This is a genomic window from Acidimicrobiales bacterium (assembly GCA_036378675.1).
GTDB lineage: Bacteria > Actinomycetota > Acidimicrobiia > Acidimicrobiales > Palsa-688 > DASUWA01.
In genome coordinates this window covers 145,201-162,516 of record DASUWA010000027.1, presented here as the reverse complement: position 1 = coordinate 162,516, position 17,316 = coordinate 145,201, and the positions used below count along the sequence as shown (strand labels likewise).

At 63.4% G+C, this 17,316-nt stretch carries 10 protein-coding genes; 2 read left to right on the top strand and 8 right to left on the bottom strand.

Going from position 1 to position 17,316, the window contains the following annotated elements; all coding sequences use genetic code 11:
- Positions 1–48: 48 nt before the first annotated feature.
- The 3 genes from VFZ97_10635 to VFZ97_10625 all read right to left on the bottom strand — a co-directional run bounded on the left by VFZ97_10635 (position 49) and on the right by VFZ97_10625 (position 2,741).
- Complete coding sequence (locus tag VFZ97_10635; protein HEX6393892.1) at positions 49–918, bottom strand: DegV family protein; 870 nt, start codon at positions 916–918, stop codon at positions 49–51.
- Entirely contained in the window at positions 915–1,820 is a 906-nt protein-coding gene (locus VFZ97_10630) for a patatin-like phospholipase family protein (GenBank protein HEX6393891.1), read from the bottom strand. The genes VFZ97_10635 and VFZ97_10630 overlap by 4 nt, the downstream gene beginning before the upstream one ends.
- A 495-nt stretch (positions 1,821–2,315) precedes the next feature.
- The gene (locus VFZ97_10625) at positions 2,316–2,741 is read right to left on the bottom strand and encodes a hypothetical protein (protein ID HEX6393890.1); all 426 of its coding nucleotides are present in this window, start codon (positions 2,739–2,741) and stop codon (positions 2,316–2,318) included.
- An 845-nt stretch (positions 2,742–3,586) separates the two neighbouring features.
- Between VFZ97_10625 and VFZ97_10620 the strand changes: the two genes are divergently transcribed.
- Positions 3,587–4,498, top strand: a complete 912-nt coding sequence (locus VFZ97_10620) for a DMT family transporter (GenBank protein HEX6393889.1) — start codon at positions 3,587–3,589, stop codon at positions 4,496–4,498.
- Positions 4,499–4,540: 42 nt separating this feature from the next.
- On the opposite strand, the gene VFZ97_10615 is transcribed toward VFZ97_10620, so the two are convergent.
- From VFZ97_10615 to VFZ97_10600, 4 genes are all read right to left on the bottom strand, one after another.
- The gene (locus tag VFZ97_10615; GenBank protein HEX6393888.1) at positions 4,541–6,778 is read right to left on the bottom strand and encodes an FUSC family protein; all 2,238 of its coding nucleotides are present in this window, start codon (positions 6,776–6,778) and stop codon (positions 4,541–4,543) included.
- A 124-nt stretch (positions 6,779–6,902) separates the two neighbouring features.
- Positions 6,903–8,510, bottom strand: coding sequence for a GMC family oxidoreductase N-terminal domain-containing protein (locus VFZ97_10610; protein HEX6393887.1), 1,608 nt, complete (start codon positions 8,508–8,510; stop codon positions 6,903–6,905).
- A 299-nt stretch (positions 8,511–8,809) separates the two neighbouring features.
- On the bottom strand, positions 8,810–9,187 hold the full coding sequence (locus VFZ97_10605) for a hypothetical protein (GenBank protein HEX6393886.1): 378 nt from the start codon (positions 9,185–9,187) through the stop codon (positions 8,810–8,812).
- 339 nt (positions 9,188–9,526) lie between these two features.
- On the bottom strand, positions 9,527–11,329 hold the full coding sequence (locus VFZ97_10600; GenBank protein ID HEX6393885.1) for a multicopper oxidase family protein: 1,803 nt from the start codon (positions 11,327–11,329) through the stop codon (positions 9,527–9,529).
- Positions 11,330–11,616: 287 nt separating this feature from the next.
- Here VFZ97_10600 and VFZ97_10595 point away from each other — a divergent pair, with 287 nt between their 5' ends.
- Positions 11,617–14,334, top strand: coding sequence for an AAA family ATPase (locus VFZ97_10595; protein ID HEX6393884.1), 2,718 nt, complete (start codon positions 11,617–11,619; stop codon positions 14,332–14,334).
- A gap of 186 nt (positions 14,335–14,520) precedes the next feature.
- Here VFZ97_10595 and VFZ97_10590 read toward each other — a convergent pair whose 3' ends face one another.
- Positions 14,521–17,280 carry an AAA family ATPase gene (locus VFZ97_10590; GenBank protein HEX6393883.1) on the bottom strand — a complete coding sequence of 920 codons (2,760 nt, stop codon included), beginning with the start codon at positions 17,278–17,280 and terminating at the stop codon, positions 14,521–14,523.
- Positions 17,281–17,316: the final 36 nt, after the last annotated feature.

Here is a 17,316-nt window from a genome sequence, read left to right as displayed (position 1 = left end):
GCTGCACTCTCGATAGCCGCCGCTTGCGTCCGCCTTCGGTCACGGTTCTTACGCGGCGAGCTTGCTGTAGCCCGAAAGATCTCTTGAATCGTCTCGCCACCAGGCCGCCCCGACGACCCCGGGGCCGGTGTGAGCCACCATGACGGAACTGAAGGGTGAGATGAACAACTCAGCTTCAATATTGGCGCTTCGAATGCGGTTTGCTAGGCGCTCGGCGACGCCGATTGCCTGCGCGTGCAACACTGCAATCCTGAGAATGCCCTCGCCGGGGCAAGGACGTTCGATGCTTCGAACGATTCTGTCCAGGGCGGCCTTCTGTCCTACCGAGGGCCGAAGCGGTAATGGTTCTCCATTCGAAAACTCGAACAAAGCGCGCATCCCAATCGTGTTCGCCGCCCAAGCGGTTACCGCGGGTACCCGTCCGCTGCGTGCGAGAAACTGGAAGTTCTCGATGGAAGCGACGAGACGTACCTTCCTGGCCGCGTACTCGGCGGCCGCGATCACTTCGTCGAGGCTCGCCCCGGATGCTGCCGCCTCAGCGGCGGCCAATATGACAAGCCCTTGTGCGCCGGCGGCGGTTCGGCTATCGACGACGTGCACCTGCCCGTCACGGAAGTACCGGCTGGCGAGCATCGCCGAGTGGTAACTGGAGCTCATTGTGGAGGCCACGGTGATGAGCACTGTTCCGTCGCCGATCCCATGGTCGTCGATCGCCTTTGCAAACTCTCCCGGACTGGGACAGGAGGTGCTCATCTGCCTATCACCGGCTGCTGCTATGACCTCGTCGGACCGCAATTCTCCATCTCGGTAGGCGACGCCGTCCAGGATTAGGTTGAACGGAACAACCGAAATCCCCAGCCGAATCACTTCACCGGATGGCAGCGAGGCGGCGGAATCGGTGACGACGGAGACTGTCATGCCACCGCCTCTTGTCGGGGTTCGGGCCTGGCTGTCGCGACGCCACCTATCCCTTGGATGGCGCGGTGAGCTTTCCGCGCTCCGTCCGTTTCCAGGCAGTTGCGGGCCAGTTCGTAGGCTTCAGATATGAGACGTCGCGTGGAGTTGAAATCGATGCCGGAGATCTGACCGGCTACTTCTGGTGCCGGTATAACGTGCACGGCCCGACGAGTGGCTGCTTCAGCAAGGACCCGACGCTGTTCTTGCTGGAACGATAGGGTCATAGCCCTCTGTAGAGTCCCAAGGGCGTTCGCCGGAGGTCCCGAGCCACGGGCGGGCATTGTGCAAAGCACGTAGATGTCTGAGGGGTTCAGTTCCTCGGCCTGGCCGACCGGTGTGTTCGCGACCATCGCACCGTCCACCAGAGTCCTTCCACCAATTTGCACGGTAGGGAAGATGCCTGGAATCGCCGAACTGGCGAGAAGAGCGGGGACGATTTCGCCCCTTCGTAGCACCACCGGCTCGCCTGTTTCGAGATCAGTGGCGATCACCCGCAGGGGAATGGGCGCCTCCTCGAGACGTTCGAAACCGAGGTTTGCGCGCGCGAGAAGATTGCGTAGACCTGTCGTCTCGACCAGAGACCTCTGATTGCCGGTCACGATACGCAGCAACGACCCCATGCCAAATGGGAACACGTCACCGCGGCGAATCGACATCCACAGGTCTCCTAGCTTCTCGACGCCGGCGAGGTCGCAATGGCCCGACAGAAATGCGCCGTTCAGTGCTCCCACCGATGTCCCGACCAGGGCATTCGGTCGCACTCCCGACTCGATAAGCGCTTGAAGCATTCCTACCTGAACGGCGCCCAAGTTTCCACCGCCGCTTAACACGAAGACCGTTCTGCTCTCCGTTAGCGAACGCACTGCTGCCTCCTTACTCATGGTGATCCCGCATGGATGCCTTGCCGAGGGCTCCGATGACAAGGGTCACGAACTCCCCCGGAGTACGTGGTGCCCGAAGGTCACCGTTAAGGAGCGCTAGTTCCAGCGGCAGTAATACGGTCCGCTGTATCAAAGCGGTCTCTTGGGCCTTCCGTTTACTGAGGCCCAGCAGTTCGATCGCCAGGTAGGCCACTGCGGCGTCCCAGCCATTCCGAGGAATATAGCCGTCGGATTTGAACAAACTCCTGAGGCGTCCCACCGAGGCGTGGGTCAAAAGGTTCAGCCGAGCCCACGCTCGCACACCCTCCCCTGATTCACGTAACAGGTCGACGGCTTCACCTCTCAAGAACCGCATTCCCGCAGTAGCGACTCGCTCACCACGCTTTCCGTGTCGCTCACGAGGCCACATAACTCCTCCTATTCGTGCAACTCGAACGGACGCAAAACGAAGTTGAATCAGGGCAGGGTTGACGCGATTTATGCTGCGAGGCTGTCGGGCCGTCGGGTCGCGTCGGAAACGGACCGCTCTTGCGGGAGCCATCGCAACGCACCGAGTTGGTGTGCGAACCGCCAGTTCGAAATCTCATGAAGCGTGAGACCAGCAAACGCCAAGCCGACGACTCCGAGCGAGAAGGCAAAGGACAGCCAGATCACGGCTCTTCCCGACGCCGCGAAGCCAAACGCCATCATGAGCCCCGCGACGGCGACGGTCGCCGCGTCGAGAGCCCGTTGAATGGCTCCCCTCGACCGGTCCAATTGCGCTAGAACGGCCACGGCAATGATCGCGATAGCGACACCGAATGCGATCCAGCCCACTGGGACCGGGTGGAATGCTCGGGTCGCGACTACGACGAAGCCACCGAGAATTACTGAGATGACTCCTGTGATGTATTGACTACTCATTGGGATTGTTCCTCCTTTTTGGGTTATGACGAAAGACTTCTAACGGGTTGGGTTCTCTCGGGGAAGGGTGGCAAACCGGTCACCGGGGGCCTTGTGCCACCGCATCGCGCGGGAAGAGCAGATGTCGCTGATGGCTCGGTCGAGCCCCCCCATAGCAGCATCGGCATCGATGGCGCCTGAATGCCAAGCACGCCGCAGCTGGCAGGCGATCAGCGCCAAACGAAGCGAATGGGAGATGACTTCACGATCATCTGCCAGCGGCTCCGCGGCCGCCGCACGTAGGGGGGCATCACAGCCAGCTGGTCCCCGCCATCTTGAGTCCGTGGTCCCTAGGGTGTCTTCGAGTTCCTTCATATATCGGTAAGCATCTTCGAGCAGTGAAGGCTGGTGTCGCATCCGGGTGTTCCCTAGTAGAGGTCCGCAGTCCCTCGGCCCACAGCCCGCGCATGGTCCCTTGGTGAGGGTGCTCTGCGGACCTTGAGGAACAGCCTGCACGGAAGGTGTCGGTGACGTGACGTGGAGCTCCACGAAAGCCGTGGCCAGATACCGCCGATGGCTCGAGAACCGCGGATACACGGGCGACCAGAGAAGTTCCTGGATCCGGTTCCGTTACCGTCTGACTCCGTCGTGGTCGAAGGGACTCGTGTGTGGGCTAGGGACATGACGGATGTGAGTCGTCGGGAGGGTCCATAGGTTGGGCTGTTGTTGGACCAGTTGCTGATTGTTGAAATGGGAGGCCAGATGGGTTCCGCTTTCTGGTCTGGCTGTCGTGCAGGATCGGTGCAGTGTGTTACCGCCTCATTTCGTCTAGTGCCTAATGGGACAATTGCTGGAGAGTCAGCCCTTTGAGCGGCAAATGGACGTTCGCGGTAGCTCTCGCATTGGGAGCCGCCCTCTGCTACGCGGGGGCCAACGTTTCGCAGGCCATATCGGTGCGCCGCCAACCCCATCGCGACCGGATCGACTTGTCGCTCGTCGTTCGCATGCTGCGCCAACCCCTGTGGTTGGCGGGGCTAGGCGCCTCCGTCGTCGGCTTTGCCCTCGAAGCGACCGCTTTGGGATTGGCCCCCGTGGTCCTTGTTCAGCCTCTGGTTGTCGCCGAACTGCTTTTTGCGCTTCCTCTGGCAGCTCTAGCTACCGGCAGTCGGCTCGGTCGGCGCGAGAGAATTGGAGCGCTTCTAGTAGGGCTTGGATTGGCCGCCTTCGCGTTGGTCGTCAACCCCACGAATCCTAAGTTCACCGCAGGATCTGGGACCTGGGTGGTCCTTCTCGGCGTAGTAGCCGCGGCTGTGGGAGTGATGTTGCTCATCGCGTTCCGCAAGCGAGGGATAGTCCGAACCAGTGCGACTGCTGTCGCGGCGGCGGTCGTATTCGGCCTTCTTGCCGTACTCACCAAAACATGCGCCCGCGATTTCGCTGCGCACGGCGTGGCCGCGCTTGCGACATGGCAGCCCTGGGCGGTAGCCGGGACCGGCATCATTGGCGAGACCCTGGCCCAAAATGCCTTCGCAGCCGGCCCGTTGGCTATTTCGTTACCGCTGATCGACATCGGCGAGCCGCTTGTCGCGTCGATCATCTCGATAGTGGTCTTCGGAGAACGGATTTCCGGGCTGACACAGTCCTCGCTTGCGGCCATTCTTATAGCCGCCGCTGCAACCACGGCGGGAGTGATCGCCCTGGACACCTCACCGCTCGTTCAGGCGGCTCAACGGGACTTCGCCAACAACAGCACAGAGACCTCCCCCATTACCGACTGATTCGACGATCATCCTGCGGCCTCGCGTCGGCTTAGCGATACGTCATAGGGTTACTTCATCGCCAGCCGTGGCGTGAGCTAGTTGGAGCATGGCAAACTGGATCTGGTTGAGATGGCGCTCCGCTAGTTCCAATCGGCGGCGCTCGGCCGGCTGGACCGGCAGCCTGGCGATGGTGCGCTCGATGTCGGCAGTGAGATCGTCTGACGGCACCAGCGACGCAGGGGCGCGCCGCTCGATGGCCTCGATGACCAAGCCGATATTGTCGAAAGTTCGGAGGGCCGCGTCTTCCAGCGCTTGGGCGGCCGCTTGGTCGCCGACGGGAATGGCGACGCGGGCGAGGCCGCGGGCGGCATGGTCGCAGATGTCAAGAACCCTAAGTACCCATCGAGCTCCGCTGCGGTATCGCAGCCCAAGAATTCCTTTGGTCAGCGGCTCGACATTGGTGCGGACAGCGACTAGCTGTAGGTCGAGCTCCCTGACAGCGCGGAGGAGGTCGTAGTGACCCTGGCCGGTTAGCTGCCGGCCCGTCATCGCGACTAGGTCAGCCAGGTGCTGAAGGAAGGACCTGATGCCGTCGCGGACGGCGGTCGTGGTCCTTATCGGTAGAATAAGGAACGCTGCGGCAATGCCAATGGCGGCTCCGACGGCGGTTTCCTCGACCCGGCTGAGAAGGAGGTCGATGCTGAAGTCCCCGACCAGCCCGAACAGCAGCGCGAGCATGGTGGTGACACAGGTGATCGCTACCGCGTAGGAGACTCTCCAGAGGTAGAAGCCTATGAAAAGGGCCACGAAGATTAGCGCAAGGGACGCGGCCACATTGCCGCCGACGAGGCTGGCGATGACTGTCCCAACGCCTACTCCGATGACGGACCCGACCACCCTCTGCCACCCTTTGGTCAGGGCTTGGGCACGGGTGCTGGTGCCTTGATAAACGACAAACGCGGCGATAAGTGCCCAGTACCAGCGTGATGGGGACAGCACATGTCCGACCACGATGGCCAGCACAGCGGCCACTGTTACCTGGACGACCTTGCGGGTGTTGGGCGACAGCCGGGGGGCAGTCACCAGCTGGGCGTCGAGAGAGCCGTTTGCGGATCGGTCCTCGCCTTGAGGTCCTGAGTTGTTGTTCCTCTGGGTGTCGTGTTGCGCGCTGGTATCGGAGCGCTCCTCGTCAATAGCCGGTGGCGGGTAATCTCTCGCAGGTTGCTCGGACGCTGAGCCCACTTCCGCTGCCCGCAGGTTCTCGATGGCGCAGGAGAGGGCGCTGACCGAACGGGCCAGCGACTGCCAGTGGGGCGGAGTAGTCGGGTTGGCGGCGACGCTGGCTGCGATGGTCTGAGCCTCGGCAAGGGCTCCGTCCGGCTGGGGTGCACGTAGTCCCACGCCGACGGCCAACAGGGCATCACGCACGCTGCTGCGTGTCTCCGGATTCGAGTCGGCCCCCTGATCGGGACCGCGCTCGCCCTCGGCCGTTCGCTCCCAGGCCGAGCTGAGGTAGTCGACCGACAATTCAACGTCGAATAAGCGTCGAGCTATCGTGTCGCGTTCGCCGCTCCGGGGTAGGTCCTGCTGGGTGACATCGTCCAACTCGCTGCCGATCATGAGCATCGTGTCGTGAACCTGGCCTACCCGCCTGGCAAGGCGGCGTTGGGCCCTGCTTGTCCACATTGGCGCGGCCAGTCCGTCGGCGACGCCGGCCACCACGAGGGCCAGCCGGGAATCCAGCGATTGGCCTATCCGATTGATCAGGCGTGACGGATGCTCGCGCAGCAGTATGCCTATCCCAAGATTGGCTGCGGTTCCTGTGGCCACCGCTGCAAGGAGCCACGGCAGAGGAGTCGTTGTGGCGCCGAGGAACACAGTAAGCAAGTAGGTCGTGAAGCTGGCCACGCCGAGGTTGGTTGCCACTAAGCCGAAACGCTGAGCGAAGATCGAAGCACCAATGATGGCCACCAAGACCAAGTCGCGCGCGACCTTGTCCGAGGTAAGCCACACACCCAAGGTGACTGAAATCCCCGTCACCACAAGCATCAAGGCCGCAGTGGCCAGCTGATGAACGGGTCGCCCGCCGCCGTAGCCTAACGAGGTAAGGCTGATTAGTAGGCCAAGCAGCGCCACGGTGAATGGCTGACCCCAAACTTTGGTGAATCCATAGAGGACGGCTAACGCCGCACCCAGGCTCAGCACCTTGGTAGAGGCACTTCTAAGCTGCACCAGTCCCGGATCAGACGCGATCAACCGGTCAGCCAAGTGCATGACGCGTTCAAACCGGGTAGCCACCTGTGGCAGCGTCCCCCCTCGGAGCGCGCTGCTAGACGTGGGGTCCTGAGTCACGAAGGTTCAAAGCCAACAGGGGCCAGAAACCCCCAGCGGAGCTCCCCGGCGAATCCGGCGGGGATCACCGCTACCAACCACCCAAAATGCGATCGGCGGCGATCCAAGCGACCGCCATTGTGGGAGCCTGACTGTTGCCGGCTACCTGTACCGGTAGGACCGAGGCGTCGACCACGCGCAAGCCGCTGACACCACGGACACGCAGTTGCGGATCGACGACATCGTCGTCGTCGGGGCCCATCGCGCAGGAGCCCGCGGCGTGAAAGATTCCGCCACCAGACTTTTGGGAGTACTCCAACACATCATCCGGACTGGAAATGGTCGGTCCAGGGAAGTCTTCACCGAGCACGTAGTCCGCGATCGGGCTCTTGGCGAAAAGTTCCCGGATGATGCCGAGTGTCGGCGCTGGGGCCTGCCGGTCGGCCTGTTCTTCGAGGAAGTGGGTGTCGATGATCGGCTTGTTCTCAGGCAGCGGGCCGCTGACGTGGACCGAGCTCTTCGTGTTTGGGCTGATCTTGTAGCCCAGAAAGGTAATTCCCGAGTGTTTTGCGAGCGCGAGGGCTCCCGGACTCGTGCCGTCGAGTGCCAGCGCGGCGAACATGCCCTGGACGTCGGGACGGTCAAGGTCGGGTGAGGACCTGAACTGGCAGACGAGAGGGTAACCGCCAGTGGCGATTGGTCCGCTGCGGGTGAACAGGTACTTAAGCCCCTCCCATCCCTGCTTGGGCAGGCTGTTGAAATGCAGAGTGGGACCGAGCTTCCCTTTTACGCGGACTTGGACCTTTACACCACGTTGTTCGACGACCCGTTCTCCGACGTTAGGACTCTCGACACAAACGTCGATGCCGGCGCGGCGCAAGGTCTCTGGATGGCCAACACCGGATCGCTCGAGCAGTAGTGGCGTCTCTACGGTCCCCGCACAGACGATCACTTCCTTGCGGGCGCGGAACTCCAGGTTTTGCGATCCTTTCCTGGCCCGTACCGCGACTACCCGGGTTCCCGACCAGACGAGGGAAGCTGCGCGGGTTCGCGTGGCTACTCTGAGGTTCGACCGTTTGCGAATTGGGTGGACGAACGCGCTAAACGCGCTATTGCGCCGGCCGTGGCTGATGGTCGAGGGCGTGTAGCCGATACGTTCCGTGTCGTGAGCGTTAGTGTCGTTGACGTGTTCCCAGCCCATGTTCTTTGCGGACGCGAGGATCGCTTGGACGAGCTCGTCGCCGTCTTCGACGACCGAAACCCCGAGCGGACCACCGGCGCCGCGCATGTCCGACGCGCCGAGATTGTGGTCTTCGATGGCGCGGTAGGCGGCTAGCGCGCCCTCCCAGTTCCATCCGGGGTTGCCGCGCGCTTCGAGGCCGTCCCAGTCTGCCGGCGCGCCGCGAGTCCACATCATGCCGTTCACGATCGTGGAGCCCCCGAGACCCTTACCCCGTATCCAAACTTCGGGAGGGCCACCATTCTCGAGGGGTTGAGTACGGTAGTGGTAGGCGTAACGGCCTCCCCGGAGGGTGAAAAAGAACCCCTCCGGAACGTAGAGAACGGGATTCCAATCGTGTGCGCCGTACTCGAGCAGCAGTACCTGGTTCGACGGGTCCTCGGAGAGCCGGTTGGCCAGTACTGAGCCGGCGGCCCCAGCTCCGACTATGACGTAGTCGAAGTCCGTTGTCACTACCATTCCTTCCTCGTCGTTGACTCTTGTGATTGTCACGTTCCGTAACGCGGATCGCATCGGGTGTTCCCTAATGCAACTGCGTAGTTGTCGGTTGGTCCTCGTGCTTGCAAACCCGATCACCGCGGATGCTGGGTTGTGTTCCGTCTCCGCGGCCGGGCTCTGACCGAAGGTCCGGGCACGACCTGTATCGCCTCGGAGACGAGACTTACAACAACGCTCGCTTCGTCCGTTGCCGGCTTCGCGCAAATTCGGAAGGTTCCTCAACGACGGATACGGTCGCCGGAGATAGGGTCGCTTCACCGCTATAGCGCCGCGAGCGTCGGATAATACGTGGCGCTGACACCAACACCTTCGAAGGCCGCGTCGAGAGCGTGGCGCGCCTGGGGTGTCGGGTTCCCGTAGACCTCGATCGCGGCAAACTTGCAGAGCTCCGGAAAGCGCGGCAGTAGCCCGCTGAGGTTCCCCGTATGGATCTCCCAGCCGGTCGAGTCTGAGTAGTGCTCCAGAATGATGGCTTCGGACCTAGCCCTGTCGAGGAAGACCGAATAGTTCAGCGTGTCCGAGTCCTTCTCACGGATAGTGCTGAGCAGATCTCCGATGAAATCCGTGAAATCCTCGATCTTGCCGTCGTAGACCGTGACAAGAGATCGCGTCCAGAGCTCATCCGTGGCGTCAGCCATATGCTCCTCCTTAGAGTCTCTAACGGCTGTCCTTGCCATTGTCCGAGGGCTAAGGCTGATCTCGCATCAGTGTGGTCCCTAGTAGTGGCCCCAGGAAAAGGCCGACTCTGGCCACATGACGGCGTTGTCGCTCATCTCACACCCGAGGACCGGAACGAGCTGTCGAGACCTCGAGGATCATCCAGGCTGAACCTCAAATTGACGGTGACAAGGACTTGACTAGCCCGATTGTCCTTATGCGCGCCGGGCTTGCCTTCACACGTCCCGAGACACGCGCCGAACGCGTTGCCGCGCTTCGCGTGGGTCTATTTCGGATGGCACGTCATACGGCGTTTGGGCTTAGCTCATGAACGGCATGAGCTCGGGGGCCATTGTCACGAAGGGGCGCATCATGTCGCGGTCCTCGTGTTCGAGGATATGACAGTGGTACATGTAGCGGCCGGCGTACGAGGTGAAGCGGACGGCGATTTCGACCATTTCGTTGGGGTTGACTCGGACAGTGTCCTTCATGCCGCGCTCGTTGTCGTCGATCGCATGGTCGAGTCCATCGTCCGGGTCGCGGTCGACTGTCAGAGAGGCGGCGATGTCGAGGTCATCGATGCCGGCGTCGGGGATCTGGTAACGGATGGGGCGTCGTGACAGGATCTGGAAGGGGTCGAGGTGGATGTGTACAGGGTGCGTGTCTCCAGTGAGATTGATTAGCTGCCAGACCTCGTACTGTCCGAGCGTCGGGAAGAAGGTCGTTGCGTCCTCGAAACGGGAGGAGACAGCACGGTAACGGCTCGTCTTCCCATCGCTATTGATCATCACAGCGGGTCCGGCATAGTCGTCAGGGGTGATGGCAAGCTCGCGCATAGTAAGCATGTTTGACTGGCCGTTGAGCTCCTGCTCGACTAAGGCGATGACTCTGCGGGTCCCGCCGGCTAGCGCCTCGGGGCCTGGGGGCGTGTAGTCTGCCGCAAGCTTGGGCGGGATCCTCCGGCGGGTGATGGGACCTCTGACCACGCGGAATAGCATGACTTGTGGATACGGCAGAAGTCGGTCCAGATCTGCGGCGTCTCGAGCACGGGTGGCCGGGAAGGAGGATCCGTCAAACATGGCGGTGGCAGTGTTGAACAGAGTGAGCTCGCTACCGGGCGGCAGGTCCGAAAAGTCGACAAGCACGTCGGCGCGCTCGGCTGGCGCGAGTACCAGGCCGTCAGAGGGCGTGCCGACGGGACTGCTCAGCAACCCTTGGTCGGTGCCGATCTGAGTGATCCGGTGGAGGTCGGGTTCGTCACCACGGAGCAGGACGAGCCGGTATGTGCGGGCGTTGGACCCGTTGACCATGCGGAACCTATAAACGCCTGGCTGCACGTCGAGGATCGGCCAGACTTTGCCGTTCACGATAGTGAATGGTCCGAAGGCCTCGGGCATCTCGGGGTCGGTCTTGTGTAAAAGCTGTCCACTCAGTCGCCCCTGCCCGTCGGCGTCGAAGTTGCGATCCTGAATTAGTACGGGTATTTCGAACGGTGGTCCCTCGGGGAGACCGAGTTGGCGATCGAGTTCGTCACGGACGATCCATAGCCCTGACAGCCCGGCGTACACATCGAACCTGGTTATGCCCATGACGTGGTCGTGGTACCAGAGCAGGGCGGCGCGCTGGTCCGTCGGGTAATGGAAGACGGCATGCTGACCGGGGGCGAATAGGTTTTCCGCCCAGCCGTCATATGACGCGGGGGTAACGCCGCCATGCAGGTGCACGACGGTATACCCCGCGAGTGCAGCCGCTTGGCTATCGGGAGTGCCGCCGCTGAGTCCCGGCAGGCACTGCACCGGCATTCCGTTGGCAGTCGCTTCGGGGGCTACTGTGACTACGACGGGGAGCGGCCGGTCGAGTTCGTTTCGCCACTCGACGATCACAGGATGGCCACGTTCGGCCTCGATTGTCGGACCGGGCACTGTCCCGTCGTATCCCCAAATCTGTGACTCGGGTAGGTCGCGATGAAACCGGTGCACACTGGCGCGGATCTTCACGGTCAGCATGCCTTTGTGCTCGCGGGCTATTAGGCGCCGCGGTATTGGGAGCGGGTCGACGAATGGGACCAGCGGTGCGGGGAGCGTCCGGATCGGGTTGGGGTCCTCGGTCTTCTCGGAGCTCAATCGACTTCCACCTCGGTCACTCTCGGTCCTTCTAGGTCGGTCGAGCCCAACCTACGGAAACACACGCTGTCTCGAATCCGTGGGTCCCCTAGTCTGATACGGGTTCGGGCCCTCACCAGTTTCATCGCGCTGATGGGTCGGATCGAAGCCCTGGCCTGCATCTATATATCCTGCCCGCCGTTGCGACAGCCCGCGCATGTCACCTGGCAACGGCGGCGAGTGAGCGAGGTAACGTTTGCGCTGTGGGGTCCTCAGGGGCATCACCAACGCGACGACGTGCCAGCCCGATGATCGACCGGGAAGCTGAATGCGCCACCTTGGACGGGGTTGTCGACTCTGTTCGCCGCGGTCAGAGTCGGGCGTTGGTAGTACACGGCGATCCGGGCGTGGGTAAGACAGCGCTTCTGGATTATTTGGCCAGGCAGGCGTCAGACTTCCGTTTACTGACCGTTGCCGGCATCGAATCGGAGATGGAGCTGGCTTTCGCTGCCCTGCATCAACTTTGTTCGTCTCTTTTAGATCGACTGGAGCGGCTGCCGCCACCGCAGCGCGACGCCCTTGAAACAACGTTCGGTATCAGATCGGCCCCGGCGCCCGATAGGTTCTTGGTCGGACTGGGCGCATTAAGTCTTTTATCCGAGGCAGCGACGGAGCGGCCGCTCCTCTGTCTGGTTGACGACGAGCAGTGGCTCGATCGCGCTTCAGCGAGTGTTCTTATATTCGTCGCCCACCGGGTTGCGGCGGAGTCAGTGGGGATCGTATTCGGGACGCGGACTCGGGGCGCTGACTTGGAGGGCTTGCCAGAGCTGGCCGTCGGTGGCCTCAGGGAAGATGATGCGCGGCGCCTGCTGCAGTCGGTGCTAGTCGGGCCCATTGATGCAAGCGTGCGAAATCAGGTTCTCGATGAGACGCTCGGCAATCCCTTGGCGATTTTGGAGTTGCCGCGGGGACTATCGCCGGCGGAGTTGGCCGGCGGGTTTGGATTGCCGTCCGCGCCGGCTCTCGCGACCCGCATCGAAGAGAGTTTCAAGCGGCGGGTCAGTGTCTTGCCAGACCAGACTCGGCGGCTTCTGCTTCTTGCAGCGGCTCATCCGGCAGGGGATGCGGATCTCGTGTGGCGTGCGGCCGATCAGCTCGGGATTAGCAGAAGGGCTGCTAGCCCGGCAGCCGACGCAGACCTTGCCTCGTTCGGAGCGACGGTGCGCTTCCGGCACCCTCTGGTGCGCTCCGCCGTGTATCACTCCGCGTCAGCCGACGAGCGGTACGCGGCGCACGAGGCCCTCGCGGCGGTGACGGACCCCGCTGCCGATCCCGATCGCCGCGCTTGGCACCTAGCGCACGCAGCGGTGGGGACGGACGAAGATGTGGCCGCTGACCTCGAGCGCTGCGCGGCTCGCGCCGAAGCACGGGGCGGCTTAGCTGCGGCCGGCGCCTTCCTAGAGAAAGCTGCGCTCCTCACGCCCGACAGGGCCCTGCGAACGCGCAGAGCGCTGGATGCCGCGGAAGCGAAGGCCGCGGGTGGCGCGTTTACCGGGGCCTTGGAGCTGCTGGCGATGGCGGAAGTCGGTCCACTCAGCGAACTCGAACAGGCGCGGGACGATCTCGTGCGGGCCAGGGTTGCCTATCTCACCCGTCGTGGAAGCGACGCCCCGCTGTTGATGCTCCAGGCCGCCACGCGGCTTGGGCCGATTGATGCCCATCTGGCCCGAGCAACCTACCTTGAGGCGCTGATGGCCGCGCAGTTCGCTGGTCGGCTCGCTGGCCGTGGCGGCGATGTCCTGACAGTCGCACGGGCAGCACGGGTCTCACCTCGGCCGCTGGGTACCCCGAGCTCTGCTGATCTGCTACTGGAGGGTCTCGCAGCAAACTTTGTTGAGGGCTACACCATCGGCATTCCGACCCTGCGCTCCGCCCTAACGGGCTTCGTTGGCGACAGCATGCCACCGCACCAGGAGTTTCGCTGGAGCGCACTCGCCTTTGCGACGGCCTTGCACCTCTGGGACGATGATTGCTGCGAGGTTATCTCGGATCGAAGTGTCCAGCTTTCGCGTGATCTCGGCGCACTGAGCGAGCTTCCCCTCGCCTTGACCACACGTGCATACATGCTCATGTTCACCGGGCACTTGACCGCCGCGGAAGCGCTCGTCGAGGACATTCGAACAGCCGTCGAAGCGACTGGGAGCCTTCTCGCTCCGTACGCGGCGATGTACATCGCTGCATTCCGAGGAGAAGAAGCCAGGCTGTCATCTCTCGTCGCGACGACGCTTCCTGACATGACAGCACGAGGTGAAGGGCTTGGACTCACAGCAGCGCACTGGGCAAGCGCCTTAATCAACAACGGCCTTGGTCGCTACAAGGAAGCGCTTGCCGCGGCTGAGCAAGCTACCGAGTACCCCTTCGAGATTGGATTATGGAACTGGGCGTTAGCTGAGTTGATCGAGGCTGGAGCCCGCTGTGGGATGACTGACACCGCTGTTGATGCGTACCGACTGCTGGCTGAAAGGGCTGACGCGAGCGGAACTAGTTGGGCGCTCGGGATCGCGGCGCGGTCGGGGGCGCTTCTTGCCGAGGGTGACGATGCCGACAGTCTCTTTCAAGAGGCGATCGAGCGTCTTGGCCGTACCCGTATTCGTACGGAACTCGCCCGCGCTCATCTGGTCTACGGCGAGTGGCTCCGCCGGCGCCGTCGCCGAGTCGAGGCACGAGCACGACTTCGTGCCGCCCTGGAGATGTTCCAGACGATGCGGATGGACGCCTTTGCCGACCGGTGTGTGCGAGAGCTGCGGGCGACAGGTGAGAAGGCCCGTAAGCGTGATGTCAGCACGTACCGCGAGCTGACCCCACAAGAGACTCAAGTAGCTCGGCTTGCCCGCGACGGATTGTCCAATCCCGAGATAGGAGCGCATCTCTTCATCAGCCCTCGGACGGTTGAGTACCACCTGAGCAAGGTCTTCGCCAAACTCGAGATCACTTCACGGGCTCAACTATTCAGAGCCTTGTCCTGAAGGCGCCGTACCCGGTCGCGGAGACCAGGTCAGAGCCCTCAAATGCTCACAGTGCATCTCTCACCATGGGACGGTCTTCGTGTCTGCGCCTCTGCCCGCCCAACCTGCGAAGACTATGGATGCCTCGAATCGCTTGTGTATCCAGCCGGAATCACTAGACGTGGACCGAAGCGACGGCGACGGGTCTCATCGTCCGAGCGGGGTCGGGCGCCGATTAATGTCGAGCCCAGCCAGGGCTCCGGCGAGTCGAGCTCGCGAGGTGATTCCCAGCTTCGTAAACACCTTCCGCAAGTGGTATTCGACTGTTCGTGGGCTCAGGAAGAGGCGGCTGGCGATCTGCGGGTTCGATAGGCCTTCGCTGGCGAGCCCCGCGATCTGGGCCTCCTGAGCGGTCAGGTCGTAGCCGGTCTCAACTGTCCGCTTGCGAGCGGTGGCACCGGTGGCCCGCAGTTCGCGTGCGGCGCGCTCGGCGAATGCCTCCATCCCCATTCCGGTGAGCATCTCGTGGGCGGTCCGCAACTGGTCGCGGGCGTCCTCACGGCGCTTGGCCCGGCGCAACCATTCGCCGTATACGAGGTGGGCCCGAGCGAGGTCAGGGCGGAAGGGAGTGCCGCTGAGGCGCTCAATGGCCTCTCGGTAGAGTTCCTCGGCGGCGGCATCTTCGCTCAACAGAGCACGGGAGCGGGCTTCGAGCCCAACGGCCCAGTCAGTGCCGCTGGCCTGGGTCGCGGCGCTGAGCCACGAGAGGGCCTCGGCGCCGATCTGGGGTCGACCGCTGCGGGCGGCCGCCTCGATCAGTTCGACGAGCGCCCAGGTGGTACTGGCGACTCCCACGTCTCGGGGTTCGGTAGTCCGCTGGGCGACGGCGAGAGCGTCTTCGTAGCGGCCGAGGCTGTTATCCAGCAGGGCGCTTGCCCAACCAGCAACCCTCTCTTCCATGCCTTCACCGCGTGACTCCGCCTCAGCCATGCTTCTCTCGATGAGCTCTCTTGCTTGGGTTTCCGGTCCCCGCCAAGTGACCAAGGCCAACGCACCGAAGGGCGGTAGTTGACTACCGATAGCCTCCGTCACTGTCGCGGCCTCCTGGACCAGGGAGGCGGCGGTGGTCAGATCGCCTTGGAAGAGGTGGACGTAGCTCCGGGAATGCAGGGCGAGCGGCAGTTCCTTCAGCGCGCCGCCTTCCCGGGCGATCGTCACATGGCGAGTGGACAACAGGTCCCATCGTTCGTCCCATAAGGCGGCGGCCACACTCGAGGCCAGCCAAAGCCAGGGGAGCCCTCTGCCTCCCGAAAGCGGCTCACTGGCAAATGAGTCGAGCGCTCGGCGGAGCGTCGACATTGCCGCGGCATGGCCGTCAGTCACAAGCAGGGCCAGGCCGTCCAGGAGCTCGTCGGCCGGGTGTGGCGGATTAGGCGCCGGCGGAGCGGCTCGAGCGGCCTGAGCCACCTCTCTCAGCCCGGTGCTGGCCGAACGTCGAGCGGTGAATAACGCCGCCAAGAACGCCTCGAGGTACGTCTCTCGAGCTTGAGCGATATCGAGGTGCTCCAGCTCTTTGGCGGCGCTCAGGAGGAGCTGGGCCGGGTCCCCGCCGCGGTGCTCCGCGAAAGCGATTTGAGCCAGCAGGAGGTGCACGTGTGCTCGCCCGAGAGCGTCGATGGGCCCGGTCTCAGCTACCACGAGCAGCTCCCGGGCAGTGTCAAAGTCGCCGCCGAGGCACGCGACCCGCGCCGCGCCAAGCGCTCGCCGGGAGCGCACCGAAGCATCAGGCGTCATCTTGGTCGACTGCTCCAACAGAGCGGCGGCTTGGGCAAAACCTCCCCGAGCCTGGGCCTGGGCGGCCGAACGTTCCAACTCGGCAGCCAGGTCCTCGTCGGGGCCCCTGCTGGCCTGGGCCCGATGCCAAGCCCGACGATCCGGGTCAGCGCCGGGGTCGCTTACCTTCGCCAGCGCACCGTGTACGGTCCGGCGAGCCTCGTCTGAGCCCGAGCGGTAGACCGCGGAGCGCACTAGGGGGTGACGGAAGCGAATACTGACCCCGAATTGGCACAGGCCGGAGGTTGCCGCCGCTGCCGCGGCCTCGCGTCGGATGCCGAGCAGTTCGGCCGCACGCCACACCAAGATCGGATCTCCGAACGGCTCGGCCGCCGCGAGCAACAAGAGCTGCTGCGTGTCGAGCGGGAGTGACGAAACCCGGCGCGCGAAACTGTCTTCGATCTTGCTGGCCACCCCACGGTCCGGCAGCACCAGCCCGGTGGCCAGTTCCACGTGCCTCAACCCCCTCGGCACCTCGAGAATGGCCAGAGGGTTGCCTCCGGTCTCGTCGATCAGCCTGTCGCGCACTTGCTTGTCCGGCAGCGCCGGGAAGACCGAACTCAGTAGAGCCTCCGCCGAGGACCGATCCAACCTTCCGACTACCATCTCAGGCAAACCCGCCAGCTCAGGGGCGTCGCTCCGCGTCCGGGTCGCGAAGAGGATTGCAACCGACTCGGCCTGCAGTCGTCGCGCCGCAAAGGCGAGCGCCTGCGCGGACGGGTGGTCCAGCCAGTGGGCGTCATCGACCACGCAAACGAGGGGTCGTTCGGCGGCTCTTTCCGAGAGCAGGGTGAGAACAGCCAGACCGACGAGGAACTGGTCTGGGGGTGGGCCCGGCTGGAGGCCGAACGCCGTGACGAGCGCGACGCGTTGCGGTTCGGGCAGACGCCCAAGGTCATCGAGCATTGGCGCACAGAGCTGCTGGAGCAGGGCATACGTCAACTCCATCTCGGACTGGATGCCCGCCACGCGGAGCACGTGGCATCCCTCCGCACGGGTGAGGAGGTCTTCGAGCAGGGCCGTCTTCCCGATGCCCGCCTCACCGCGGATGACAAGCGCTCGGCTTTCACCGCTCAGAACCGCCGCGATCTGGAGATCGAGGGTCTGGCGCTCCAGGGCCCGGCCCAGCAGCACCTCCCAAGCCTAGCGAGACTGCCCCGGCAGGCCGTT

Excerpts from the sequence above, each read along its gene's own strand:
- VFZ97_10635 (HEX6393892.1), bottom strand. The coding sequence starts at position 918 with ATGACAGTCTCCGTCGTCACCGATTCCGCCGCCTCGCTGCCATCCGGT.
- VFZ97_10625 (HEX6393890.1), bottom strand. The coding sequence starts at position 2,741 with ATGAGTAGTCAATACATCACAGGAGTCATCTCAGTAATTCTCGGTGGC.
- VFZ97_10610 (HEX6393887.1), bottom strand. The coding sequence starts at position 8,510 with ATGGTAGTGACAACGGACTTCGACTACGTCATAGTCGGAGCTGGGGCC.
- VFZ97_10605 (HEX6393886.1), bottom strand. The coding sequence starts at position 9,187 with ATGGCTGACGCCACGGATGAGCTCTGGACGCGATCTCTTGTCACGGTC.
- VFZ97_10595 (HEX6393884.1), top strand. The coding sequence starts at position 11,617 with ATGATCGACCGGGAAGCTGAATGCGCCACCTTGGACGGGGTTGTCGAC.